Origin of the sequence: Saccharomonospora marina XMU15, assembly GCF_000244955.1 — a bacterium.
Taxonomy (GTDB): domain Bacteria; phylum Actinomycetota; class Actinomycetes; order Mycobacteriales; family Pseudonocardiaceae; genus Saccharomonospora_A; species Saccharomonospora_A marina.
This window is the reverse complement of the sequence record NZ_CM001439.1, coordinates 2,760,944-2,785,735: the sequence shown is the minus strand read 5'-3', so window position 1 is coordinate 2,785,735 and position 24,792 is coordinate 2,760,944. Positions and strand designations below refer to the sequence as shown.

The 24,792-nt window shown below is 71.0% G+C and carries 22 protein-coding genes; 5 read left to right on the top strand and 17 right to left on the bottom strand.

Going from position 1 to position 24,792, the window contains the following annotated elements; all coding sequences use genetic code 11:
• Nucleotides 1-4: 4 nt before the first annotated feature.
• Nucleotides 5-1,330, bottom strand: coding sequence for an MFS transporter (locus SACMADRAFT_RS13135; RefSeq protein WP_009154310.1), 1,326 nt, complete (start codon nt 1,328-1,330; stop codon nt 5-7).
• A gap of 241 nt (nt 1,331-1,571) precedes the next feature.
• On the opposite strand from SACMADRAFT_RS13135, the gene SACMADRAFT_RS13130 reads away from it, so the two are divergent.
• From SACMADRAFT_RS13130 to SACMADRAFT_RS13110, 5 genes are all read left to right on the top strand, one after another.
• Entirely contained in the window at nt 1,572-3,158 is a 1,587-nt protein-coding gene (locus SACMADRAFT_RS13130) for a membrane protein (RefSeq protein ID WP_009154309.1), read from the top strand.
• A gap of 118 nt (nt 3,159-3,276) precedes the next feature.
• Nucleotides 3,277-3,684, top strand: coding sequence for an SgcJ/EcaC family oxidoreductase (locus tag SACMADRAFT_RS13125; RefSeq protein ID WP_009154308.1), 408 nt, complete (start codon nt 3,277-3,279; stop codon nt 3,682-3,684).
• A 274-nt stretch (nt 3,685-3,958) separates the two neighbouring features.
• Entirely contained in the window at nt 3,959-6,328 is a 2,370-nt protein-coding gene (locus SACMADRAFT_RS13120) for a wax ester/triacylglycerol synthase domain-containing protein (protein WP_009154307.1), read from the top strand.
• On the top strand, nt 6,325-7,221 hold the full coding sequence (locus tag SACMADRAFT_RS13115) for a DMT family transporter (RefSeq protein ID WP_009154306.1): 897 nt from the start codon (nt 6,325-6,327) through the stop codon (nt 7,219-7,221). The genes SACMADRAFT_RS13120 and SACMADRAFT_RS13115 overlap by 4 nt, the downstream gene beginning before the upstream one ends.
• Nucleotides 7,218-7,958 (top strand): SDR family NAD(P)-dependent oxidoreductase, encoded by a 741-nt coding sequence (locus SACMADRAFT_RS13110; protein WP_009154305.1) that lies wholly within the window; start codon nt 7,218-7,220, stop codon nt 7,956-7,958. Before SACMADRAFT_RS13115 ends, SACMADRAFT_RS13110 begins: the two co-directional genes overlap by 4 nt.
• Nucleotides 7,959-7,994: 36 nt before the next feature.
• On the opposite strand, the gene hpnH is transcribed toward SACMADRAFT_RS13110, so the two are convergent.
• From hpnH to SACMADRAFT_RS13030, 16 genes are all read right to left on the bottom strand, one after another.
• Nucleotides 7,995-9,005 carry an adenosyl-hopene transferase HpnH gene (gene hpnH, locus SACMADRAFT_RS13105; RefSeq protein WP_009154304.1) on the bottom strand — a complete coding sequence of 337 codons (1,011 nt, stop codon included), beginning with the start codon at nt 9,003-9,005 and terminating at the stop codon, nt 7,995-7,997.
• Entirely contained in the window at nt 9,002-10,513 is a 1,512-nt protein-coding gene (locus tag SACMADRAFT_RS13100) for a 4-hydroxy-3-methylbut-2-enyl diphosphate reductase (protein ID WP_009154303.1), read from the bottom strand. Before SACMADRAFT_RS13100 ends, hpnH begins: the two co-directional genes overlap by 4 nt.
• The gene (shc, locus tag SACMADRAFT_RS13095) at nt 10,497-12,407 is read right to left on the bottom strand and encodes a squalene--hopene cyclase (RefSeq protein ID WP_009154302.1); all 1,911 of its coding nucleotides are present in this window, start codon (nt 12,405-12,407) and stop codon (nt 10,497-10,499) included. Before shc ends, SACMADRAFT_RS13100 begins: the two co-directional genes overlap by 17 nt.
• Complete coding sequence (locus tag SACMADRAFT_RS13090) at nt 12,404-13,411, bottom strand: polyprenyl synthetase family protein (RefSeq protein ID WP_009154301.1); 1,008 nt, start codon at nt 13,409-13,411, stop codon at nt 12,404-12,406. Before SACMADRAFT_RS13090 ends, shc begins: the two co-directional genes overlap by 4 nt.
• Complete coding sequence (hpnE, locus tag SACMADRAFT_RS13085) at nt 13,408-14,742, bottom strand: hydroxysqualene dehydroxylase HpnE (RefSeq protein ID WP_009154300.1); 1,335 nt, start codon at nt 14,740-14,742, stop codon at nt 13,408-13,410. The genes SACMADRAFT_RS13090 and hpnE overlap by 4 nt, the downstream gene beginning before the upstream one ends.
• On the bottom strand, nt 14,739-15,596 hold the full coding sequence (gene hpnD / locus SACMADRAFT_RS13080; RefSeq protein ID WP_009154299.1) for a presqualene diphosphate synthase HpnD: 858 nt from the start codon (nt 15,594-15,596) through the stop codon (nt 14,739-14,741). Before hpnD ends, hpnE begins: the two co-directional genes overlap by 4 nt.
• Nucleotides 15,593-16,456, bottom strand: coding sequence for a squalene synthase HpnC (gene hpnC, locus SACMADRAFT_RS13075; RefSeq protein WP_232285586.1), 864 nt, complete (start codon nt 16,454-16,456; stop codon nt 15,593-15,595). The genes hpnD and hpnC overlap by 4 nt, the downstream gene beginning before the upstream one ends.
• A 771-nt stretch (nt 16,457-17,227) precedes the next feature.
• Nucleotides 17,228-17,578 carry a sporulation protein gene (locus SACMADRAFT_RS13070; protein WP_009154297.1) on the bottom strand — a complete coding sequence of 117 codons (351 nt, stop codon included), beginning with the start codon at nt 17,576-17,578 and terminating at the stop codon, nt 17,228-17,230.
• 25 nt (nt 17,579-17,603) lie between these two features.
• Nucleotides 17,604-18,221, bottom strand: coding sequence for an Rv1733c family protein (locus SACMADRAFT_RS13065; RefSeq protein ID WP_009154296.1), 618 nt, complete (start codon nt 18,219-18,221; stop codon nt 17,604-17,606).
• A 49-nt stretch (nt 18,222-18,270) separates the two neighbouring features.
• A complete protein-coding gene (locus tag SACMADRAFT_RS13060) occupies nt 18,271-19,326 on the bottom strand; it encodes an NAD(P)-dependent alcohol dehydrogenase (protein ID WP_009154295.1) in 1,056 nt (351 codons plus the stop codon).
• Nucleotides 19,327-19,329: 3 nt separating this feature from the next.
• Nucleotides 19,330-20,241 (bottom strand): universal stress protein, encoded by a 912-nt coding sequence (locus tag SACMADRAFT_RS13055; RefSeq protein WP_009154294.1) that lies wholly within the window; start codon nt 20,239-20,241, stop codon nt 19,330-19,332.
• 156 nt (nt 20,242-20,397) lie between these two features.
• Nucleotides 20,398-21,195: a PPOX class F420-dependent oxidoreductase gene (locus SACMADRAFT_RS13050; RefSeq protein ID WP_009154293.1), complete on the bottom strand. Its 798-nt coding sequence runs from the start codon at nt 21,193-21,195 to the stop codon at nt 20,398-20,400.
• Nucleotides 21,196-21,314: 119 nt separating this feature from the next.
• The gene (locus tag SACMADRAFT_RS13045) at nt 21,315-22,610 is read right to left on the bottom strand and encodes an MFS transporter (RefSeq protein ID WP_009154292.1); all 1,296 of its coding nucleotides are present in this window, start codon (nt 22,608-22,610) and stop codon (nt 21,315-21,317) included.
• A gap of 269 nt (nt 22,611-22,879) precedes the next feature.
• The gene (locus SACMADRAFT_RS13040) at nt 22,880-23,398 is read right to left on the bottom strand and encodes a DinB family protein (protein WP_009154291.1); all 519 of its coding nucleotides are present in this window, start codon (nt 23,396-23,398) and stop codon (nt 22,880-22,882) included.
• A 114-nt stretch (nt 23,399-23,512) separates the two neighbouring features.
• Nucleotides 23,513-24,199, bottom strand: coding sequence for a hypothetical protein (locus SACMADRAFT_RS13035; RefSeq protein WP_009154290.1), 687 nt, complete (start codon nt 24,197-24,199; stop codon nt 23,513-23,515).
• Nucleotides 24,200-24,439: 240 nt separating this feature from the next.
• Nucleotides 24,440-24,703: a hypothetical protein gene (locus tag SACMADRAFT_RS13030; protein ID WP_009154289.1), complete on the bottom strand. Its 264-nt coding sequence runs from the start codon at nt 24,701-24,703 to the stop codon at nt 24,440-24,442.
• Nucleotides 24,704-24,792: the final 89 nt, after the last annotated feature.

Genomic DNA, 24,792 nt, shown 5'->3' with positions numbered 1-24,792 from the left:
CCGGTCAGCCCACCGGGTCCCTGCCCGCGAAGCTCACCGCGAACGCGGTCAGCGCGAGTGCCGCGCAACCGCCGAACAGCAGCAGCGGCTCGCCCCACGGGTAGGCAAGGCCCACCCAGGCCGCCCCGAGCGCGGCGCCGCCGAACCGCAACGTGTTGAACAGGCCGAGGGTCGCGCCCGCACTGCCCGCCGCCGCCGGTCCGCCTGCCGCCGACCTGCTGGCGCCCGCCGCCGCCGGTGTCTGCACCAGCGCCACCCCGCAGCCGGTCAGCACCAGCAGCGCGACCAGCACGGCGAGGTGGCCGTCCCACGCGAGCGCGTGGACTCCCATGGCAAGCTGCGCCGCGGCAACAGTGAGCAGGCCTGGCCTGAGCACCCGTCGCGGCCGGGTGCGCTCGCACAGCAGGCCCACCACGGCGGCCAGCGACGCCATCGTGGCGGGCAACGCGAACACCACCAGCCCCGCCTGCGCCGAGGGCAGCGCATGCTTTCCCGTCAGGTACAGCGGCATCGCCACCAGGGTCGCGCCGAGACAGAACATCTGCGCGCACGCGGCGACCGCGCTCCGCAGGAAGCGGGATTCGGCGAGCAGTCGCACCGGCACCAGCGGATCGCGCGCCGTGGCCGACATCGCCACGAACGCCGCGAGCGCCAGCGCACCTGCGCCGCCGAGTACGGCGAGCACGGCGGGGGGCAGCGAGCCCCCCGGCGCCAGCACGACCGCCGACAGCAACGTGGCGGTTCCCGCGGTGAAGGCCACCGCACCGGGTCGGTGCAGCCCGGCTCGGCTGCCCGCCTCGGCGGGAACCAGCGTGACGAGCGCGAACACCAGCAACAACGCCAGCGGAGCCAGCAGCCAGAACACCGCCCGCCAGCCCCACGACTCGGCCACCACTCCGCCCAGCGGCGGGCCGAGTGCCTGCCCGATCCCGTTGGCCGCCGCCCACGCGCCCATCATCCGGTTACGCCGCTTCGGCCCGTAGTGGGTGGCCAGCATTCCCATCACGCACGGCGGCGCCGCCGCACACGCCAGCCCCTGCAGCCCGCGAAAAGCGGCGAGCGTGGCGAGGTCGGGCGCGAGCGCGGCCCCGACCATCGCGCCGACCAGCAGCAGTTCGGCGACCACGAGCGTGCGCCCCCGGCCGAACCGGTCACCGACCCAACCCAGCAGCGGCATCGTCGCGGCGAGCACGAGCGGGAAGGAGCTCACGGCGAGCACACCCGACGACAACGGCACACCGAGGTCGGCCGACAGCTCCCGCAGTGGGACATTCACGACGTTGTTGCCGACCGTGCCCAACAGTGTCACCGCGAGCAGAGTGAACAGCACGAACGGCAAACCTTTCGCCAATCACGGTGTCGCACACGAAAAGCGCCCCGCCGGTCGCGACGCTGTTACGGGCGGGTTGCGCTGCGCTCCATTTGAGACTGCCTCGGTGAAGAACGCGATACCAGGGCATCGTGCACAAACTTCGGCGTGGCTGATGTGCACATGATTGATAGACGGATCGCCGTCGCTGCGCGGAACCTCTTGCGTTAACGCTGTGCCGTCCCACTCGAAGGGCAAACAGATGCAACTGTCAGCAGCACACTGGGTCTACCTGGCAGGTGTCGTCGTCATCCTGGCAACGATGATCGCGCGCAAGAACATCGTCGTACCCGCCGTGGCGGCGACGTTCCTGACGGCGCTCGTCCACTCCGGAAATGTCATCACCGGCACCACCGCCGTGTTCAACGCGAGTCTGGTCGCCGCGACGAACCTGTTCAATATCTTCCTGATTATCGCACTCGTGACCGCGATGCTGCACTCACTGCAGGTGCTCGGGGCAGACCGGTTGATGGTCGCACCGTTTCGGCGGGTGATGCGCAACGGGCACATGGCTTTCTGGGCCCTGGTGGTCATCACCTATTTCATGTCTCTGTTCTTCTGGCCGACACCGGCGGTGCCGCTCATCGGCGCCGTGCTCGTGCCGGTGGCGATCAGGGCGGGGCTGCGGCCGATGGCGGTCGGGCTGGTGATCGCCTGCGCGGGCCAGGGCATGGCGCTGTCCTCCGACTACGTCATCAGGGTCGCCGGCGGGCTTTCGGCTCAGGCGGGCGGGCTGGACGCGAACGCGGTGACGGACAAGGCGATGGTGCTTTCGCTGGTCGTCGGCGGCGTGGCACTGCTCATCGGATACGCGATGGAGTTCCGCAAGATGCGCGCGCCGTCGGCCCGACTGCTCACCGAGTGGGAGGCCGCGGCAGAGGACGGCACCGTTCGCGAGGCGGCCGCGCCGAGGGAGGGCGCCGAGGAGCGCGAACTCGTGGAGGCCACGGCGGGTACCGCCACGGCGACCCTGCCACCGGCGCCCGCGGGTGGCGAGGCCACCGGCGAGACACGTCAGGGGCGTGAAGCGCTGCCGGGTCCGACCCGTGGCGGCGGCACCCCGCCCGACGGCGTGGCCGAACACCCCGCGGCGGCGACGTTGTTCGCCGTGCTGGTTCCGCTGGCCTACCTGGGTCTGATCGGCTACCTGGTGGTGGCGAAGATGTCGGAGTCCGTGCCTGATCTACAGGCCGGGCAGGCCGCGGGGCTCGTCGGTGGAGTGGCCGCGCTGATCGTGCTGCTGGCATCGCTGGTGGGGGACGGCAAGGGTTTTTTGGAGTCGTCGGCCACGCACGTAGTCGACGGGCTGGTCTTCGCGTTCAAGGCGATGGGCATCGTGTTGCCGATCGCCGGGTTCTTCTTCATCGGCAACGGCGAGTTCGCCAGCCAGATCCTCGGCACCGACGAGCAGGAACAGGGCATCCTGTTCGACCTTGTCACCTCGGCGCAACAGTACATTCCGGACAGTCCGTTCGTGGCGGCCTTCGGCATCCTCGTCGTCGGAGTGATCGCGGGCCTCGACGGGTCGGGCTTTTCCGGGCTGCCGCTCACCGGCGCGCTCGCGGGCAGCCTCGGCGACGGCGCGGGCATGAACGCCGAGACGCTGGCCGCGCTGGGACAAATGGGCAACATCTGGTCCGGTGGCGGCACGCTGGTGGCCTGGTCGTCGCTGATCGCCGTCGCCGGGTTCGCGCGGGTGCCGGTACTGGAGTTGGCCCGCCGCTGTTTCCTGCCGGTGATGTGCGGGCTGGTCGTGGCCGCCGTGTTCGCGGTAATCGTTCTCGGCTAGGGCCAGCCACTCGGTGGCGACCGCGCCCGGGGCCGGGTCCGGACGCCGGTCCCGGGCGCGACACACGCCCGCCCGCACCGTTGACTTCGTGTTTACTCGAGATTCTAGGGTGGTCGGCATGAACGTGAACCACGATGCCGACAGCGAAGCCATCAAGCAGGTCGTCGCCACCATCGAACACGCACAGGCGGGGGAACTCGTCGACGAGTTCGTTGCCCAGTTCCGGCAAGACGCCATCTGGACCACCGCCCACGGCAAGCGCCTTACCGGCCGCGACGAGATCGCCGCCTTCACGCGCAAGGTCTTGCCCGCAGCGATGAAGGACCGCAGGCCGAGCTACGAAGTGGTGCACGTGCTGTTCATCCGTCCCGACGTCGCCGCGGTGAAGGTCCGCCAGCGGTACTTCGCCCGCGACGGGCAGCCGATCGAGGGTCTGAGGGAAGGCAGCCCGCTGTACGTGATGTCCAAGGAGGACGGCCGTTGGCTGCTGGTGGCCTGCCAGAACACCGAGGTGCTCGACTCCTGAACCGCCCAGGATGCGGCGCGGGCAAGACGAGCGAGGCGCACCCGAAGGAAGCGTGGTGCCGGCGCGGATCGAGAGCTGTATCGCCGGAATGCGGTAGCCGGGCTGCTCGCCGTCGGTCACCAGGCCCGGCCACCAGGTCGGCGAGGATTCGGCCACGCCGGCCTGCCCACCTTCACGGTGTGTCCGTCCTCCACCTGGTTCGCTCGCGGCGCTGTCCGGCCAACTCCAAGGGTTTCGATGCGCGCCGAGGGCGCCCACGTGGCAGTCTGTTTCCGTGACGAGTGCCAGCACGCGGCCGGGACGCCTGCTGATCGTGTCGGCGAACATGGGAGAGGGCCACAACGCCACCGGCCGCGCCCTGCACGAGGCCGCCGAGCGGCTGTGGCCCGGTGTCGAGGTGCACTGGGTGGACGTGCTCGACGCCATGGGAGCCCGCACCGGCCCGGTCTTTCGAAGGGTCTACGCGCTCGGCGTGGAGCGGGCGCCGAAGCTGTACCAGTTCTTCTACGCCTCGCTGTGGCACTACCGGTGGTTCGCCCGCGCGGCCAAGGCGGTGATCGGCGGCTGGAGCGGACGCAAGCTCGCCCCCGTCCTCGACAGCCTGCGTCCGGACCTGGTGATCTCCACCTACCCGATGGGCAGCACGGGACTGGAATGGTTGCGGCGGCATCGCGGTCTCACCGTGCCGACGGGTGCCTGGATCTCCGACTTCGCACCGCATCCGTCGTGGGTGCACACCGGCGTCGACGTCAACCTGGTGATGCACCGGATCGCGCTCGCACCGGCCAGGCGGGGAGTTCCCGGCGCGCCTGTCGAGGTGTCGGCTCCCCCGGTGTCGAGCGCGTTTCGACCGGGTGACCGCGGGCAGGCCCGCACCGCGCTCGGCCTGCCCTCCGACGGCACGGTCGCGCTGGTCTCGTGCGGGTCGCTGGGTTTCGGTCGCGCCGACGAGACGGTGCGGGAACTGCTCGCAGGGGACCCCGAAGCGCACGTGGTCGTCGTGGCTGGGCGGAACACACGGCTTCGCGACGAACTCGGCAACCGGTTCGGCGGCGAACCGAGAGTCGACGTGCGCGGCTGGGTGCGGGACATGGCCGAGTTGATGCGTGCCGCCGACGTGGTTGTCACCAACGCCGGTGGCGCGACCGCGTTGGAAGCGATCGCCTGCGGCCGGGCGGTGCTGCTGCACAACCCGATCGCCGGTCACGGGCAGGCCAACGCGGCGTTGCTGGCAGCGGCCGGACTCGCCAGGGTGTGCGCGAGCAGCGGTGAACTGGCCCGCGCGATGAGCGAGTACCGCCGTGACCCCGAGGCACTGCGCGCGCTGGAGCGCGCCGCCCACCGACACGCCACCGGACACCGTCTCGAAGACGGGCTGCGCACGCTCGCCTCGGCGGTGCCGGTTTCGGGTTCGCGGCCGCTGCGCCCGGGCGACGCGCTGTTCCTGCACGTCGACACATCCGCGGTGCCGCAGCACGTCGGCACGGTGCTCGTTTTCGAGCAGGGGCCGGAACTGACGCGGGAGCAGGTCGGCTCGCTGCTGGCCGTGGTTCCCGGGGTGGAGGGCGTGCTCCGGCGCCCCGGGGTGCTGCGGGGCTCCCGCTGGACCGGGGGTGCGCGCGACCCTCGCGATCTCGCCGACGAGGTGAGCAGCGACGACCTCGCCGCCGAGGTGGACCGGTTCTTCTCGGAGCCGCTGGATCATCGGCGGGCCGTGGGCGCGGCTCGCCTCGTCAGCGGGCTTCCCGGCGGGCGCAGGGCGGTGCTGGTGAAGGTGCACCACGCGCTCGCTGACGGCATCACGCTGCTGCAGGCACTGCTGTCCCGCACCGACGACGCGGCGACGCTGTCGTGGGCGAGCAAGCCGGCGGCACCGCTGCGTGACACCGGGGTACGCGCCGACCCGAGGCTGTTGGCCCGGGGGCTGTGGCGACTGGCGCGTGCGGGGCGCGCGCCCGCGACACCGCTGGACGGGCACATCCGCACCCCCCTGCGGCGGCACGAACTGCTGCGGCTTCCCGGCAAGCAGGTCCGTGCCGCCGCCCGCTCGCTCGGGGTGAGCCCCACCGAACTGCTGCTGGCGCTGTTCTCCGAGGCACTGCACGACAACCCGCAACCGTGGCAGCCGGAAAAGTTCCGGCTGATGGTGCCGTGGTCGCTGCGCGGCACCGAGAACCTGCGCGCGGCGGGCAACCACACCGGGGCCGTGTCGGTGGATCTGCCGGTCGGCTCGATGCCACTTTCGCGGCGGGTGGAACTGGTGGCGCGGGCACTGCGGGAACGCACGGCGACCGGCGTGCCCGAGGCCGCTCACACGGTGGTGCGCCTGCTGGGCAAGCTGCCACCTCGCGTGCACGCCGTGGCGGCGCGGTGGGCGTACCGGCGGGAGTGGTTCAACGCGATCGCAACGGTGATGCCGGGGCCACGCAGGAAGGTGCACTGGCACGGGGCGGAGTTGTCCGCCGCCTACCCGGTGCTCGCGCTCGCGCCCGGAACGGGGCTGGCGTGGGGTGCGCTGACCTGGGGTCGGTGGATCACGCTGTCCTTCACCACGACACCCTCCCTCGCGCCGCTCGTCGAGGGCGTCGGCAAGCACATGGACGCGGCACTGCGCGACCTGGCCGGTGATCCCGGGGCCCGATGAGCGACTCCGGCACGCTGTTGTGGGTCGCCGTACCCGCCGCGGTACTCGCCGCAGCCGCGTTCGGACTGACCAGCGCGCTGCAACACCGCGCGGCGCGCCGCGTGCCGGGAGCGGCCACGGTGCAGTGGGGGTTGGTGTTCACACTGCTGCGGCAGCCGCTGTGGCTTGCCTCGCTACTCGCCAACGGCCTGGGAATCGTGCTGCAGTGGCTGGCGCTGAGCACCGCGCCGCTGGTGCTGGTGCAGCCGCTGCTGGTGACGTCGCTGGTGTTCGCGGTGCTGTGCAGCAGCGCCATGCGACGGCAACGGCCGGACCGCGCCGCGCTGCTGGGCTCGGGGTTGTGTGTGGCCGGTCTGGCGGTCTTCTTCCTGCTCGCGCGGCCGCAGCCGGGTGCGGGCACGCTGACGCTGCCGGAGGTGCTGCCGCTGGCGGCCGGGCTGGCGGCGATCATCGCCGCGAGCCTTGGCGTCGCCGCGCACTACCCGGGTCGGGTGAAGGTGCTCGCGCTGGCCACCGCGACGGGAGTGCTGTACGGGGTTACCGCCGGGCTGGCCAAACTCGCCGCGGCCGACCTGCGCCACGGCGTGTTGGCGCTGCTGGCCGGATGGCACTTCTACGCTGTCGTGGTGTGCGGCGTGACCGGGTTCGTGCTCAGCCAGAACGCCTTCCGTGTCGGCGTGGCGCTCTCGCCCGCGCTCGCGGTGATCGTCGCCCTCGATCCGCTGGTGAGCATCGGCATCGGGGCGTTGTGGCTGGGCGAAACGCTACGCGGTGAGCCGCCGGCGGTGGCAGGCCAGGTAATCGGCCTGGCTGTGGTCATCGCCGGTATCGCGGTGTTGAGCAGGCGAGCACCGTTCACGGTGCGGGCGGCACGAAGCAGGGAGGCGGCATGATCGGACCTGGTACGAAGGCGGTGATCACCGGCGGCTCGTCGGGCATCGGTGCGGCGACCGCCGAACTGCTCGCCGACAAGGGCTGCGGGCTGGTGTTGGTCGGCAGGGACGCCGCGGCACTGGCCGAGGTGGCCGACCGCACCGGCGGCCGCGCCTGCGTGGCCGATCTCGCCGAAGCCGGTGTCGCCGACAGGGTGCTCGAACAGTCGGGTGGCGTGGACCTGCTGGTGTGTAACGCCGGGATCGGCTGGGCGGGCGGGCTCGCGGACATGCCGCCCGACGACATCGACCGGCTGGTGCGGGTCAACCTGCTCGCGCCCGCACAGCTGGTGCGGGCGGCGTTGCCGGGAATGCTGCGCCGTGGCGGCGGGCACATCGTGCTGGTGTCGTCGATCGCGGGCAGCATGGGTGTGGCCGAGGAGGCCGTGTACTCCGCGACCAAGGCGGGCCTGAACGTGCTGGCCGCCAGTGTGCGCCAGGAGGTCGCGGCACGCGGCGTCGGCGTGACGGTCGTGGTGCCGGGGGTGGTGGACACGTCGTTCTTCGACCGCAGGGGTGTGCCCTACCGGCGGCGCTCCCCTCGCCCGGTCCCCGCGTCCGCGGTCGCGCGCGCACTGGTGCGGGCCGTCGAACGTGGTAGGGCGGAGGTGTTCGTGCCTGCCTGGCTGCGGTTGCCCGCCCGGCTGCGCGGTCTCGCGCCCACACTCACCGACGCGCTGCAGCGCCGCTTCGGCTGATCCACCTTCGGTGAGTGCGGGCGCAGGCCGGCCGGATCAGAGCCCACGGGCTGCGCGCACGGACTCCTTCAGCGAGCCCAGCGTGGCCAGCACCGCCGTCGGTTCGTACCCGCAGTGCGCCATGCAGTTGGCGCAGCGCGGATCCCGTCCCCTGCCGTACTTCTCCCACTCCGTGGTCTCGACCAGCTCGCGGTAGGTCTGGGTGTAGCCGTCACTCATCAGGTAGCAGGGCTTCTGCCACCCGAACAGCGAGTACGACGGGATGCCCCACGCCGTGCACTCGAAGTCGACCTTGCCCTCGAGGAAGTCCAGGAACAGCGGCGAGTGGTTGAGCCGCCAGCGCTTGCGGTTGCCGTTGGCGAAGGACTTGCGGAACAGTTCCCGGGTCTCCTGCACCCCGAGAAAGTGTTCCTGGTCGGGCGCCTTCTCGTAGGCGTACGCCGGCGAGATCATCATCTCGTCGACCTGGAGATCGTCGTTGAGGTAGTCGAGCAGTTCGATGACGGTCTGCGGGGTGTCGGTGTTGAACACGGTCGTGTTGGTCGTCACCCGGAAACCGCGTCGCTTCAGTTCCCGCACGGCCGCCACCACCTCGTCGAACACGCCTTCCTTGTCCACAGCGGCGTCGTGCCGCTCACGCAGCCCGTCCACGTGCACGGCGAAGGCGAAGTACTTGGACGGCTTCAGATCCAGCTTGTCGATCTTGCGCCGCAGCAGTGCGGCATTGGTGCACAGGAAGACGTACTTCTTGCGTTTGACCAACTCGTTGACGATCTTGTCGATGTCGGGGTGCATCAGCGGCTCACCGCCCGCGATGGACACCATCGGAGCACCGCACTCCTCGATCGCGCCAACCGCCTGTTCCACCGGCATTCGCTGCTTGAGCACGCTCGCGGGATGCTGGATCTTGCCGCAACCCGGGCAGCCGAGGTTGCAGGCGAACAGCGGCTCCAACTCCACGATGAGCGGGAACTTCTCGCGCCTCTTCAGCTTCTGCGCCAGCAGGTAGCGTGCGATACGAAGACTCTGGTGCAACGGCATGTTCATCGGTGCCGCACCTCCTTGGGAAGGCTGAAGTTCACGGTTTCGGTGGCGGTGGTTCGCTCGGAGACATCCACGGCCCCGAGACCGGACAGCGCGTCGACGATCTCGTCCACGAGAACCGTCGGTGCGGAGGCACCCGCGGACAACCCCACCGTTCTCGCGCCTGCCAGCCAGTCGATGTCGATCTCGTGCACGTTGTCGACGAGATGCGCCTCGGCCCCTTCTCGTTGCGCCACCTCAACCAGTCGCCGCGAGTTCGAGGAGTTGGCCGATCCGGCCACGAGCACCACATCGGACTCCCTGGCCACCACCCGTACGGCGTCCTGCCGGTTGGTGGTGGCGTAGCAGATGTCCTCGGAGCCGGGGCCCCGCAACGCGGGGAACCGCTCGCGCAGTGCCTTGGCCACACCCTCGGCCTCGTCCAGCGCGAGGGTGGTCTGCATCAGGTAGGACACCCGCTCGGGATTCTCCACCTCGATGTCGGCGACCTCGTCCGCGCTCTGCACGAGCACGGTCCGCTCAGGAGCCTCACCGAGTGTCCCCTCCACTTCCTCGTGACCGGCATGGCCGATGAGGAACACGGTGTCGCCGTCGCGGGCGAACCGCCGGGCCTCACCGTGCACCTTGGACACCAGTGGGCAGGTGGCGTCGACGACGTCGAGGTTGCGCTGCTTGGCAGCATCTCGCACGGCTGGTGAGACACCGTGCGCGGAGAACACCACCGTCGCGTTCTCGGGCACCTCGTCGAGTTCGTCGACGAACACCGCGCCTCGCTGCTCGAGTTCGCCGACGACACGGGAGTTGTGCACGATCTGCTTGCGGACGTAGATGGGTGGATCGTGTCGCCGCAGCAGCCGCTCGACGATCTCCACGGCGCGCTCCACCCCGGCGCAGAACGAACGCGGGCCTGCCAGCAACACCTTGCGGTCGCCGGTGGCCGCCGCCCACCTGTGCAGTGCCGGGCCCATCGCGCGCAGCGAGGACAGTGCGGCGATGCCACCGGGGACCGTCGCCGGGTGCAGCAGCGACCGGCTCGGCGTGTCCACAACCGACCGGACCACCGCGGCGGGCCGCGAGCCGATCAGGTCGAGCAGCCGCGCGGATTCCATGTCGACTGCGATCGCACCGTCAGCCGCTAGCCGGGCGCCTTCCGGCTGCCACACCACGTGGTCGGTCTCGACGATCGGGCCGATCCGCACCCGCAGCCCCTGCTTGCGCAGTGCGGACGCGAGCAGCGGCGCCGAGCGGCAGTGGTGGGTGCCCTGTGCGGACCTGACCTCGTCGGCCACCACGACGTCACCCGGTCGTAGGTCGTCGACCAGCGCCCCCGCGACGCCCGCGACGGCCACCGAAGCCCGCGGGTGTTTGCGCAGCGCGGCGTCCACCCGACCGGACCGCCGGGCGTGTGGCCCCGCCCGCACCACGCAGCCGCCACCGAGGCCACGCCGGACGCTGCTGGCCTCGAGCATCAGCGGCGACACCACCACCATGTCGTCATCCGGTGTGCTCATGCCTGGTCACCTCCACGTATCGGCCGAGCGCGGTCAGCGGGAAGACGAGCCGGTACAGGTGGTAGTTGATGTAGAAGTCGCCGGGGAACCCGACGCCGGTGAACTGTGGTTCGTCCCAACCTCCGTCGGCTCGCTGGGTGCGTGCCAGCCAGTCGACACCACGCCGCACCGCCTGCCCGCGCTCCCCGGCGGCGAGCATGGCGAGCAGCGCCCAGGCCGTCTGCGACGCCGTGGACGTTCCCTTCCCGATCCATGACTTGTCGACGTAGGAGCGCAGGTCCTCACCCCAGCCGCCGTCGGCGTTCTGGTGCGCCACGAGCCAGCCGATCGCGGCGCGGACCGCCTTGTGCGTCCGGGGCAGACCGCACGCCACTAAGGCGGGTACCACCGCACCGGTGCCGTACACGTAGTTGGCGCCCCACCGGCCGAACCAGGACCCGTCGGCTTCCTGGTTGTCCAGCAGCCAGCGCACCCCGCGCCTCACCGGCTCGGAGTCGGCCAGTCCCCTGGCCGCGAGCATCTCCACGACATGGGCGGTGACGTCGGCCGAAGGTGGGTCGATCACCGCGCCGAAATCGCAGAACGGCAACTTCTCGCACAGCGTCTGGGTGTTGTCGGCGTCGAAGGCGCCCCAGCCGCCGTCCGCCGACTGCATCCCGGCCACCCACGCGGTGGCCCGCTCCAGCACGCTCGCCAGCCGCCGCGGTTGCGGGTGATCGATCCGGTTCATGGCGAGCACGACCTCGGCCGTGTCGTCGGTGTCGGGATAGTTGTCGTTGGCGAACTCGAACGCCCAGCCCGAGGGCTCCAGCCGTGGCCTGCGCACCCGCCAGTCGCCGTCGGTGCGGATCTCCTCCCGCATGATCCAGTCGGCGGCGCGCAGCAGGGCGGGGTCGTCGGTGGACAGTCCCGAGTCCAGCAACGCGGTCAGGGCCAGTGCGGTGTCCCACACCGGTGACTGGCAGGCCTCCAGCCGCCTCACCCATCCCTCGTCGGTGTGTTCCCTGATCGTGAAGCCCTCCAGGCCGTCGAGTGCCTTGCGGATCGCCGGGTGCTCCACCGAGTAGCCGCGCAGATTGAGGGCCAGGATGGAGTACACCCACGGCGGCTGGATTCCTCCCCAGCCGCCGTCCGACTCCTGCCGGTCCAGGATCCAGCGTTCGGCCTTCGCCAGCGCGAAACCGCGCAAGGGTTTCACCGGGAACTTCTCCAGCCGGTGCAACACGGCGTCGAGGCCGTGGAAGGCCCCCGCCCAGCTCAGCCACGAGTCCGGCCCGCGGTTTCGCCTGCCCGTGCGCAGTTCGCGCACACTCACGCCGAGTTCGCGACTGGGCCTTGCCGAGCCCACGATCGTCAGCGGTACCACCGTCTGGCGCGCCCAGCACGCCCAGTCGTAGATGTTGAGCGGGAACCACTCCGGCAGCAGCATCAACTCCGGCGGCAGCACCGGCAGGTCGTTCCACGACCACTCGCCGAACATCGCGAGCCAGATCCTGGTGAACACCCGCGTGGCCTCGAGCCCGCCGCTGTCCAGGATGTACTCCCGTGCCCGGCGGAGATGGGGCGCCTCGGCCGGGTCTCCGGCGAGTCGCAGTGCCGTGTACGCCTCCACCGTGGTGGACAGGTCGGCGGGGCCGTCGTGGAAGTTGGCCCAGGTTCCGTCGTCACGCTGACAGGACCGGATCCAGCGCGCGGCCTCGGCGGTGGTCTGCTCGTCGTCGACGCCGATGAACCGCCGCAGCAGCAGGTCCTCGGCGTCCATGGTCACGTTCGTCTCGAGCTCGCCTTTCCACCAGCCCTCCTCGTGTTGCAGCGAAAGCAGGTACGACCTCGCCCGCTGCACCGTCTCGAGCACCCGGCTGTCCGGTGCGGCGTCGGTGCGAACCTCACTCATCGGTCACGCTCCACGACGAACTCGGTGAGATCGCTCAACGCGGCGTGGATCGAGGACGGCGCCGCGAGCCGGTTCAGGCAGGACCGCGCCTCGACGACATAGCCGTGTGCCCGCTGCCTGGTCCAGGCGAGCGCTCCGGAACGCTCGATGAGATCAGCCATCGCGCGAAGCTCCTCCTCTGTCGGTGGATGCGATTGCCGGTAGAACTCCCGCAGCGCATCGCCCTCGCCGGTGCCCGAGGTCAGCGCCGCGACAACGGGAACGGACTTCTTGCGCACCCGCAGATCCGCCAGCACCGGCTTGCCGGTGACCTGCTGACTCCCCCAGATCCCGAGCAGGTCGTCGACGAGTTGGAACGCCATCCCCAGGCAACGGCCGAACTCGCCGAGCAGTTCGGCCTCCACCGGGTCGGCCTTACCCAGCAGCGCACCGAGTTCGGCGGAACAACGCATCAGCGACGCGGTCTTGCCGTCGGCCATGTCGAGGCACTCGGCCAGACCGACCTCGACGCGGTGCTCGAAGTCCACATCGGCGCTCTGGCCGTTGATCAGTCGCTGTACCGCCGCGGTGAGGCAGCGGGTGGCTACCGGATCTGCGGCCCGTTCCAGCGTGTCGACCGCGAGCGTGAGCAGCGCGTCCCCCGCGAGGATCGCGGCCGGGGTGCCGAACAACCGCCACACGGTCGGGCGATGCCTGCGTTCGAGATCACCGTCCATCACGTCGTCGTGCAGCAGCGAGAAGTTGTGCACCAACTCGACCGCGACCGCGCCGGGCAGCGCGGGCTCCGGTGCCGAGCGCACGGCCTGGGCGGCAAGCAGCGCCAGCGCGGGCCGCAGTGCCTTGCCTCCACCGCCGTCGGCGGACTCGCCGTTCTCGTCGGTCCAGCCGAGGTGGTAGCTGACGACCCTGCGCATCGCAGGTTCCAGACCGGCCACCGCCTCCCGCAGTGCCGGTTGCACGATCGCGTGGGTGGCTGTGACTTCCGCGGGCAGGGTGGCTGTCATGACCGCGCACCCCCAGCCAGTTGCGCGGTGACCAGGTCGGCGGCGCGATGTCCGCTTCGCACGGCTCCCTCCATCGTGTCGGGCCATCCGGTCGCGGTCCACGAGCCCGCGAGGGTCAGGCCGCGGATACCGGTCGCGGCGGGCGGCCTGAGGCGACCGGAACCGGGGCCCTGCCGGAAGGTCGCCCGCCGCTCGCGGGTGACGAAGAACCTGCTGTGTGGCGTCGTCGCGGCGGCGGGCAGCAGCCGGGCGAGTTCGGCCAGGAAGACCTCCCGCAGTTTCGGCATCGGTGTGTCCAGCCAGCTGTGCGCGGCCGAAAGCGAGATCGCCAGGTACTGGCCGGACGCGACACCGGCCACGTCGGTCCGGTCGAAGATCCACTGCACGGGGGACGACACGGCGGCGGCGAACGGCAGGTCGGTGACGGGCCGTTCGTAGATCACGTGCACGTTGACGATGGGTGCCGCCCCCAGCCCCCCCGCCTGCCGCGTCGAGAACCCCGCCTGCGACGGGCACACCTTCGCGGCGGTGTCCGGCGGCACCGCCACCACGACGGCGTCGGCCGTGAGTTCCTCGGAGTCCAGCAGCAGCCGGAACCGGTCGTGGTCGCGCTCGACGGAGCGCACCGCGCTTCGGGTGCGCACCTGCGCGTCCCTGTCGAGCAGGTACTTCTCCGCGGGGCGGACGTGCAGGTCCTCCAGCGGCAGCCGCGGAACGCCGATGTCGGCGGCGTCGGCACGGTCGAGCAACGCGGTGCGAAACACCATCGCCGCCAGCGCCAGCGATGCCTCGGCGGCATCGCAGTTGAGTGCCGCCACCGCGATGAGGTTCCACAGCGCACCGAGGGTGGCGTCGTTCTGGCCGTGCCTGGCCAGCCAGTCGCCGAATGTCTGCTCGTCCAGTGCCGGGTCGGTGGGGTCGAGACCACGCAGCGCCACCGCGGCACGCAGCACGCGCAACCGGTCGGCGACCGAGAGCGCGCCGTAGCGCGCGATTCCCGTCGCCAGGTGCAACGGCGCGGGCGCGGCGCTGCGGGCCAGTTCGGCGGCAGCGCCGTCGGGAGTGAGGATCGGCATGCGGAACCGGTCCTGCATCGCGATCCCGTCCGCGGTACCCAACCTGCGCAGCAGCGCCTGATACTCGGTGCAGCAGCGCAGGACCACGTGCTGGCCGTTGTCCACGGCGATACCGTCGCGCCGGAACGAGAACGTGGCACCGCCCAGCCGCGCCCTCGACTCCAGCAGCGTGACGCGCAACCCGGCGTCGGCGAGATCGCACGCGGCGGTCAGACCGGCCAGCCCGCCGCCCACCACCGCCACGTGCGGGCTCACGGGACACCCCCGGTCAGCGCGCGGGCGGCGACGAACGCCTTCTCCCAGTCGGGCAACGACGTCCGGCCTCGCAGCACGAGCCGGGGCCGCAGCGCCATCCGGTGCAGCAGCCGGTGGTAGATCCCTGCCATCGCCGCGCAACAGGCTGCGCTCCTGCGATCCAGCGAGGGCAGCAGCCGCAACCCGCGCGCGTACCACTCCTCTGCTCGCGCGGCCTGGAACTGCAGCAACGCCACCAGTTCGTCCTCGCCGTCGGCGAAGTGGCCGCGACCGTCCAGCCGCAATGTGCAGCCGAACCGACGCAGGTCCTCGGCAGGCAGGTAGACGCGGCCGGACACCGCGTCCTCCAGCACGTCGCGCAGGATGTTCGTGAGTTGCAGCGCGACACCGAGGTCATCGGCGACGCGTTCGTCACGGGCCCAGTCGGCGGTTTTGAACACGGCCAGTGAAAGCCTGCCGATCGACCCGGCCACGCAGCGGCAGTAGTGGTGCAGGTCGGCGAAGGTCTCGTAGCCGGTACCGAGCACGTCGGCCCGGCAGCCGTCGATCAGTTCGTCGAAAGCGCCCAGCGGCAGTCCGAATCGCTGCGCCGCATCGCCGAGCGCGAGCAGTACCGGGTCGCCGTCGTGCTGGTCGAGCGCGTGCAGTTGCTTTCGGGAGTTCTCCAGCCGCTCCAGCTTCACCTCGCGGGCGAGGTCGCCGTCGCCGATGTCGTCGATCCTGCGGGCGAAGGCGTAGACCGCGCTCAGTGCCCTGCGCTTGGGCGTGGGAAGCAGTCGTATCCCGTAGGAGAAGTTGCGCGCCTGCTGCCTGGTGATCCGTTCACATTCGTCGTAGGCCTGCTTCGCCTTCACCGCGCACCGCCGGCGGCCAGCAGGCGACCGAACTCCAGCAGAGTTCGCGCGCGGGTGGGGCGGGGGGTGGCGGTGAGCACGTCGAAGCCCGCGGCCGCGAGCGCGTGGGCGGTGGCACGGCCTCCCGCGACGTAGCCCGCGACGGCGAGCCGTGCGCTGCCCGACAGCGAGTCCACCAGTGGCGCACCCTCGTCGAGCAGCCGCAGCGCACGCTGGGTCTGGAAACCGACCAGCGCCCGCACCGCGGTGTTCGCCCGGGGTGCCAGCAGATCGGGTTCGGTGACGCCGAAACGCTCCATGTCCTCGGTGGGCAGGTAGATCCGGCCCGCACGCGCGTCCTGCGCCACGTCCTGGCAGTGTTCGAGCACCTGCAGCGCCGAACAGACCCGGTCGGAAAGCACTCGGCGGTGTGCCGTGTCGACGCCGAACACCCCGAGCACGAGCCTGCCGACGGGGTCCGCGGACAGGGTGCAGTACCGCAGCAGGTCGTCGAAGGTCGGGCAGCGGTGCACCACCTGATCGTGCCGATTGGCCTCGACCAACCGCTCGAACGGCTCGCGCGGGAGTCCGCACTCTCGCACGGTCGCCGCGAGATCGCGGTAGATCTCCTCGGCAGGTGGGGTCGAGGAGAACACCTTGTCCAGGTTCCGCGAGACCTCGTCGAGGCGCCGCAACCGCTGCGAGGCCGAGTTTCGCGGCGTGGCCGACCCGGAGCCGGGGGCCGGGCCGGTCGGCCCGTCGTCACCGATGTCGTCCACCATCCGGGCGAATGCGTACAGTGCCAGCAGGTGCCGCCTGTACCGGGGCGGCAACACCCGTGCGGCGACCGGGAAGTTCTCCTGCCGCGCCTGCGCATACACCCGTTCGAGTGATGGCAGGGTTTCTCGAGCAGAGAGGGCGGCCGGAGGCCCTTCGCTCGTCGGCTTTGCCGATGGTGTCAATCACGCCTCCAACGCAAGGGGCACGGGTTGTGGAACGCCTGCGTAACGCCCGGAGTCAACCGGCCGTATCGCGCCATGGCGTTCGTGTGACGGGTGTCGTCGGTGGCGGACTCGTAGGCACGCTCGCACGAGCCGGGCTTCCCGCCGAAGCGTAGTGCCGTTCGCCGGGTGCTGCTTGCCGAACGTGTACATGCGATCCGCCTCGTCCCGTTCGGCCGGCGCACCGACCGTCGGCATCTGGGAATCCTCATTGTCGTGCAGTTCCACGACTCCGGGCAACTCCGGAAAGGCATGCCCCGGCGGCGCCCGGGAATCCGTTCCCGCACGCCGCCGGGGCAGGTCGTGGCTGTGACAACTCCGCCGACAGCTGTGACAGCTGCGACAGCCGAAACAGCTGAGACGTTGGCGCCCCCTGGGCCCGTGGTTCTGCCTGCCGCGTCCACCAGGAGAGATCATATTTCGTCGGCGGCACGGCGCAACACTTTTCGGTGTCGGCCGAAAGCGTTAAGCCCGTTCACGGTTTCGTTACCCGGTCGGCCGATTTTCGTATTGTTGGCACTGCGTCATCAACCCGTCTCCGGGTATAATCACCGGCTCCGTGACAGTGGCTTCCCTTGCCCGCACCCGGATAATCCACAGTGGACTTGTTGCTGGCTCGGCAGTGTCCACATCGACCGGACTGCCACCGGCTCAGCTCGCCGACTGTGCCTTGGCTCGCGCTCCGGCGATGCGCGCCCGCGTGAACAGGAACGTCATGACCACGGCGGCCACCAGCATGAACATCCGGTTGACGTCGACAGCGGGCACCCACCGGACATTGCCGTCCTTGAGCACGTAGGCCCCGGTCGGGGCGCCGCCGAGGCCGAAGCCGCCGCCCTCGCCCTGCTGGCCCTTCTGGTCGTCACTGTGACCTGCTCCGCCTCCGCCTCCCACGCTGGCGGCCGTCACCACCACCACACCGTCACGCTCGATCGGCTCGGAGTACACCTTCCTCACCGAGATCGCGTCCTTGACCACCGTGAACAACTCACCGACAGCCATGTCCCCTCCTTTCGCCGAACACCGCTCACGACTGGTGTCGCTCGCGCTGCAACTGCTCCCACTCGCGCTGCCACCGCTGGTACCGCGAGCGGTCGAGAGTCCTGCGCACCGACAGGAAGAACAACGCACTCGTCACCGCCACCAGCAGCCAGACCGTCGTCGCCAGCGCCGCGGCGTTCCACCCGGCCGCCGTCGTCGTCTTGGGCGGTGGCACCACGGCACCCGAGTCGTCGATCCAGACCGAAACCCGGCTGCCCTTCTCCTTTGCAGGGTCCGCCAGCACGGTTCCGGTCCTGCTTCCACCGTCGGGCGACGACCATCGCGCGCGGACGGGCACGGGCTGCTGGGCGCTCGCCGGGTGTGCGGTCGCCCGTACCGAAGGCGGCTTCGCCAACAACACCGCGGTGGTCTGTTCCCGTGAACTCTGCTGCGCCTGGGCCACCCGCACCTCGCGGGTGTAGGTTTCCGAGCCCAGCGCCGCCACGAACGGCGTCGCCAGCAGCGGTACCGCCAGCGCCATCACGAGCACGAGGCGCTCCAGCCGATCACTTCTGCGCGCGAGCGGGTTGCTGCCCAGGTGCAGCCGCCTCCACAGTCTCAGCAACACGGCATCTGACCGCGGCGTCGCGGGATGCGGCTTCATGTCCTGCCTCCCTTCGATGCCCGCCGAGGTAGTCAGTCCACTGTGGTTCTCAGCCGGGCGAAGGCGTCACCACGGCGCGCCCCTCCAGCTCCCCCTGCGCCAGCTTGCGGTATGCCGCCGGTGCCTCGTCGAGCGAGAACCGCGTCAGCTGTGTGTTCAGCAGCCCCCTGGCGCCCAGTTCGAGCACCTCGATCAGTTCCGGCCTGCTGCCCCAGTACACCGACTGCACCGACATCTCGTAGGGCGGCGAGAAGAACGACACCGGCAGGGTGCCGCCACCGAGCCCCACGATCGTGAGGTCGCCCATCGACCGGCCGACCGCGGCACCAAGCGCGAGCGTGGCGTCGTTGCCGACGCAGTCGATGACGACGTCCACACCCCGCCCCTTCGTGAACTCCCGGATCGCAGGCGCGGCGTCCTCGTCGGGGGCCAGCGCCAGGTCCGCGCCGAGCTGCCTCGCCATGGTCAGCGACTCCGCGCGGGTGTCGACGGCCACGATCCGCGCCGCCGTCGTGGCGCGCAGGATCTGCACCGCCATGTGCCCCAACCCGCCGATGCCTATCACCATCGCGGTCGCGTCCGGCGTGAGTTTGGGCCATGAGCGGCGCACCGCGTGGTACGGGGTGAGTCCGGCGTCGGTCAGCGGCGCCGCGGTCACCGGGTCCAAGCCTTCCGGCAGCGGCAGCACGTGTCGTGCGGCGGGTACCAGCAGCAGCTCCGCCATCCCGCCGTCGAGGCCGAGCCCGCCGCCGCCACCGGGAACGGGCGCGGCGGCGGGGTTCTCACAGTAGGTTTCGATGCCGACCAGGCAGCGCAGGCAGGCACCGCAGCCCCAGGGCCCGTAGACGGCCACCGGTTGGCCGACCGACAGCCCGGTGACCCCCTGCCCCACCTCGTGCACCCAGCCCGCGTTCTCGTGGCCGAGCGTGAACGGCGGTCCCCACGGCAACTGGCCGGGCTCGAAATCGTGAGCGAGGTGGAGGTCGGAGTGACACACTCCCGCGCCGCCGACGCGGACCACCACCTCACCACGGCCCGCGTGCGGCTCCGGAACCTCGGTGAGCACCGGATCGGACTTCCACTCCAGCAACCGAAGCGCACGCATGGGTCAGCGCTCTTCGCCGGAGGGCCGCACGATCATCACCGGGCATTGTGCGTGGTGCACCAATGCCTGGCTGGTCGAGCCGAGCAGCAGCCCGGCGAACCCGCCGCGGCCCCTGCTGCCGACCACCACGAGCCGCGCCGTGGCCGAGCGGTCCAGCAGCTGGTGCCTCGGCTTGTCCCTGACCACGACCCGCTCGACGGGCACATCGGGGTACTTCTCCTGCCAGCCGGCCAGCCGCTCGGCGAGCAGTCGCTCCTCGTCCTGCTCGACCGGACCGCCCTCGAAGTACGCGCGAGCCCTGTTGAACGCGCTCTCGTACTCCACGTCCAGCCAGGCGTGCACCGCCACCAGCGGCGCACCACGCATGGCCGCCTCCTCGAAGGCGTAGGCGATCGCCCGCTCGCTCAGCGGGCTGCCGTCGACACCCACCACGACCGGCCCCTCGGTGGGAGGTGCGGCCTCACCTTCGCGTGGGCGGACCACCACGACCGGCGAGCGCGCGTGCATGGCGAGGCCGACCGCGGTGGAGCCGGCGAGCATGCCCGTGAAGCCGCCGAGGCCCGACGAGCCCAGCACCACCATCGCGGCGTCCTTGGACAGCTCGGTCAGCAACGGGATCGGGGGCTGGTCGATCACCTGCAGGTCGACCGACAACTCCGGTGCCACGTCCTTGGCCTGTTCGGCGGCCTCGGCGACGATGCGCTTGGCGTCGTCACCGACGGACTCGATGATGTTGGCGGGGATGGTGAAATCGCCGCCGTAGTAGCGGCCGATGAGGCCGTAGCCATAGGTGATGCGCAGCGGCAGCCGCCGCTGCGCCGCGAGTTCCGCGGCCCACCGCACGGCGTGGGTGGCCGATTCCGATCCGTCCACACCGACGACCACCGCGCCGGTGGCGGAGCCTTCAACAGTCATGTCTTCTCCCAGTGATTCGCTTTTCGCCTGTCTCACGCTAGGAGTGCGCGCGGCTGCGCGATGCGGTCGTTGGTCCCCACCGGCGCGGGACTTCGGGCCTCGCATCCCCGGGGCCCGCGACACCGTGGCCCGCGCCCCGGCGAGCAGGCGGACCGATCAGTGCGGGGTGAACTCGAAGTGGACGGTACGGCCGGTTCGCCCGCGAAGGGCCCGGTGCGCCGCGGGCACCAGCAAACCGTGCAGCACCGGGTACTTGCGGCGCAGCATCCTGGCGGCGTGCCGTGCCCGTTCACCGTCGAGCCTGCGCATCCGGCCCGACACCGCGGGACCCGTGATGTTCCTGCCCAGCCCGTCGCTCGGCGCGATCTCGGCCTCGGGCTCGCGCGCGAGCCGCCTGGTCTTCAGCGCCTTCTCGAAACTGCGCAGGTAGGCACGCTCGCCCTCCACCGCGATGCTCACCGGCGTGCGGCCGGGCGTCCCGTCGCGGCGGTAGGTGGTGAGCAGGACGGTTTTCTGCCGGGCGAGCCGGGCCAGTTCACCGGTCGCGGCGCTGCTCACCCTGCCGAGCACGTAGCCGCTCTCACGCACCCGCAGGTACAGCGCCGCCGCGGCGGCAACGCAGGCGCCGCCCAGCAGCCACGCCTGCCATGCCGCGCCGCCCTCGTCCAGGTCGACGATGTGGTTCACGGTGTGCGCCGTGGTGGCGACAAGGAAGCCCGCCAGTACGGTCGCCAGCGAATCCGCCCAGCCGGGCGCGAGCAGCAACCCGGCACCGAGCCCGAGCTGGAACGCGCCCGCGTCGGCGACGAAGTGCCCCTGGCCTGCGAAACCGGCCAGGTCGGCGAAGGAGCCGGGCGCGACCATCGCCCACACCCCCGCGGTGACCATCAGCATTCCCAGCACGGTGGTCACCGCCACCACCGACCTTCCCGGCCCCGCTTCCCGCTGAGTCATGGCTCGCCCTCCTTGTCGCTGACGGTGCTGTCGCAGCGAGGACGAGGCAGCCGGGCGATACGTGACCGCCCACCGGGGGCGGGGCCGGGTCGGCAACGATCGAGCCGGGTCGGACCGGGTCAACCCTGCCCGGAACGAGCCGCACGCATCGGGGAGTACACCGCCATGACGATCATCAGCGTGGCGGCGGCCGCGGTCAGCCAGCCGTAGGACGCCACGGCGACCACGACGCCCGCGAGCGACCCGCCAACGGCGGCGGCGCCGTTCATGACCAGGTCGGAGGCGCCCTGGGCACCGGTTCGGGTTTCGGCGGGCACGGACTCCGAGAGCAACGCCGAACCCGCTACCAGCCCGAACGACCAGCCGAGGCCGAGCAGGAACAGGCCGATGCCGAGCAGCACGGCGTCGTCGGCCCGTGCCACGCCGCTCACGACCGCCGCGGTGGCCATCACCACGGCGCCCGCGACGATCACGGGCACCCTGCCGAACCGATCGGCCAGGTACCCGGTGAGCGGCGAAAGGCCGTACATGCCGAGGATGTGCACGCTGATGACCATCCCGATGACGCTCAGCGACACGTCGACGTGATGCATGTGGACCGGGGTCATCACCATCACCGACACCATCGCGACATGGGAGGACGCGATGGCCAGCAGCCCCACCAGTGCCTTGGGTCTGCCTGCGATCGCTCGCAGCGAGGCCTTGAAGCCCGCGCCCGCCTTTCGCGTGCCGGTGGTGGTGTCGGCCTGTCGCAGTCCCGCCAGCCGCAACGGGTCCGGCCGCAGCAGCAGGAACAACACGGCGGCAGCGCAGGTGAATGCCACGAGGGTGACCAGGAACGGGCCGGTCAGCGGCGGCAGTCCCAGCGAGGCGCCGACCTTGCCCGCCGGGTCGGCGAGGTTGGGTCCCAGTACCGAGCCGACCGTCGTCGCCCACACCACGATGGAAAGCGCGCGCGCCGTGTGTCCCGGCCGCGCCAGGTCGGTGGCGCCGTATCGGGCCTGCAGCCCCGCCGCCGTGGCCGAACCGAACAGCAGCAGGCCGGCCAGCAGCAGCGGCAGCGAACCGATCGAGGAGGCCGCGACCACCACCGCGGCGCCGAGCGCACCCAGCAGCATGCCGCTGACCAGCCCGGCGCGCCTGCCCCGCAACCGGGTGAGCGCGGCGAGCGGGACGGCTGCGACCGCGGCGCCGAGCACACCGAAGGTCTGCGCCAGCCCCGCCACGCCCTCGGTGCCCGCGACGTCGGCGGCGATCAGGCCGCCGACGGCGACGCCGATGCCGACCCCGAGGCCGCCGAGCACCTGCGCCACGGACAACACCGCCACCGTCCGTCGCTGAACGGAGGCGATTTCGGACTCCTTGTCGGGCTCCTCGCTGTCGGGTGTGGGCAGCCGTGTTCCGACCTCGCTCACCGTGTCGACCCCTTTCCGGGCTGCGCCGCCCGCCGTCCGCCTGCCCGCCAGCTCTCAGCGACGGGCAGGCCGTGGGTCCTCGGCGACCGAGGCGGAAACCGCCAGGGCACGTCACCTGGTGGCGACAATCCCGGGACACCACAACACGCGCCTTCGCCCGCGTGCGAGGGCACCGCTCCACAAGCCTACGAGCTCAGCCCCTGCCCACCAGCCTGTCTGCCGTGCTCGGGGTGTGTTTCCGACCTCAGTGAGCGGGGGCGGTGAGGGCGTCAGCCCATCGTCTTGGCGCCGTCCAGGGATTCGCGCAGGATGTCGGCGTGCCCGGCATGCTGGGCGATCTCGCCGATGAGGTGCAGCAGCACCCGGCGCGCCGACCAGCGGGCACCGGGCTCGAACCACGGCGCCTCGGGCAGCGGCCCCGCGACATCCAGGTCCGGCAGTTCGGTCACGATCTCGGCGGTGCGCCGCTGCGCCTCGTCGAGGTCGGCGAGCAGGTCCTGCAGGCTCTCCCCCGGCAGCATCCGGAACTGATCCTGCCAACCGTCCGAAGAGTCGGAGCCGTCCGAAGAGCCCGACACGGCGTCCCGGTTACCGAGCACGAAATCCATCCACCGCTGTTCCATCCTGGTCACGTGCTTGATCAGACCGCCGAGGCACAGCTCGCTGGCGGTGGTCCGCAGCCGCGCCTGCTCGTCGGTCAGTCCGCGCACCGTCTGGCGCAGGAAGTAGTGCTGCGTGGCCAGCGACTCCAGCAGGTCGGCCCGCTCGCCGGTAAGGGCAACCGTCATGATCGTTCTCCTCGTCGTCGGTTCGCTGGGATGCTTCTCGATGAGCCCCGACGGCAACCGTATGGAGAATTCCGGCCGGTTTTCGTCCGCAATACACGGGCCTTGCAGCCGGAATCAGGTGCCGCTTCCTCCGGACTTACGGGCCCGCTGCAGTGCGGGGCCGAACTGTTGCTGCACGGCGTGCCAGGCCTCGACCACCTCGCCGCGCTCCGGCTCCACCGGCTCGGGGTGGGCGCGGTCGCCCTGGAAGGACAGCAGCGTCTGCACCACTCGACCGACGACGTCGGGGTGACCGAGCGGTACCGGCGGTTCCACCCGCACGGCCGGGTCGCTCTCCCGGCTCAGGAACGCACCCACCCGGACACCACGGGCACGCAGTGCCGAGCGGCTCTCCTCGGTGGCCCGGTCCCACCAGTCGGCGGTGGTGCCGTAGTCGTCGGCATGTGCGGTGCCGGAGTCCGCCGGTGCCGGGTCCACCGCCACCACGGTGCGCACCACGGGAAACTCCAGCGCGAGCCGCAGCGCGGGTTCGGCCGCGGTGCCCGATGCCACGAGGTGCACCCGGCCGGACAGGCCACCGAGGATCTCCTCCACCGAAGGCTCGTCGCCGACCTCGGCGGGAAGCCTGCACCACCCCACCCGCAGGTGCTGCGCCAGCGGCCGCCAGGTCGCGGGGAGTTCGTTGTGTTTGGCCTCCCCCGCCGGGTCCAGCACCAGCACCACGGGGGCGGGTTCGGGGCCGCGCCAGACCACCGGCGGTCCCGTCCCCCGGATGCCGTCCTCACCGAACTCACGAACCATGGGCCACGCGTACCCGATGCGGGGCGGAGTATGCGCCCGCCGCGCCCCTGGCTCACCACGCCGGCAGCCGTGCGCGTGCCGCACGGCTGCCGCTGCGGGCGTCCATCGCGCCGCAGCTGTACCCGGCCACCCGTGCGCGTGCCGCGCGACTGCTCGTCGGCTCGCAGCGACCCGCGGCGAAACAGCGTGCCCGCCAGCGCAACCACCACCAGCAGGCTGACACCCACCGCGGGCTCGGCGTCACGGCATCGGGCCCGCGCCCCTCACCTCGCGCAGGCAGTCGCGGGCGATGGCGAGCACCCCGGGGTCGCTGGTCTCCCTCCTGGCAATGCCCAGGTACCAGTTCGCCAGCCGCAACGCGTCGTCGTGGCCTGCTTCGGCGACGACATGCCGGACCACCCGGACCGCGCGGCAGGACTGCCTTCTGCGAGCGGCGCCGAGCAGTTCGCGTGCCTGGACGGCGAGATAGGCATCCTTGTCGACCGTCGGCAGGTCAGCCTCCATGTGCGCGTTCCTCTCTGGACGGTGTCGACATTCGCGACAGCGGCGCTCCCGCCGGCCGCACATCGCCTACCCGACCACATCGCGGCGAA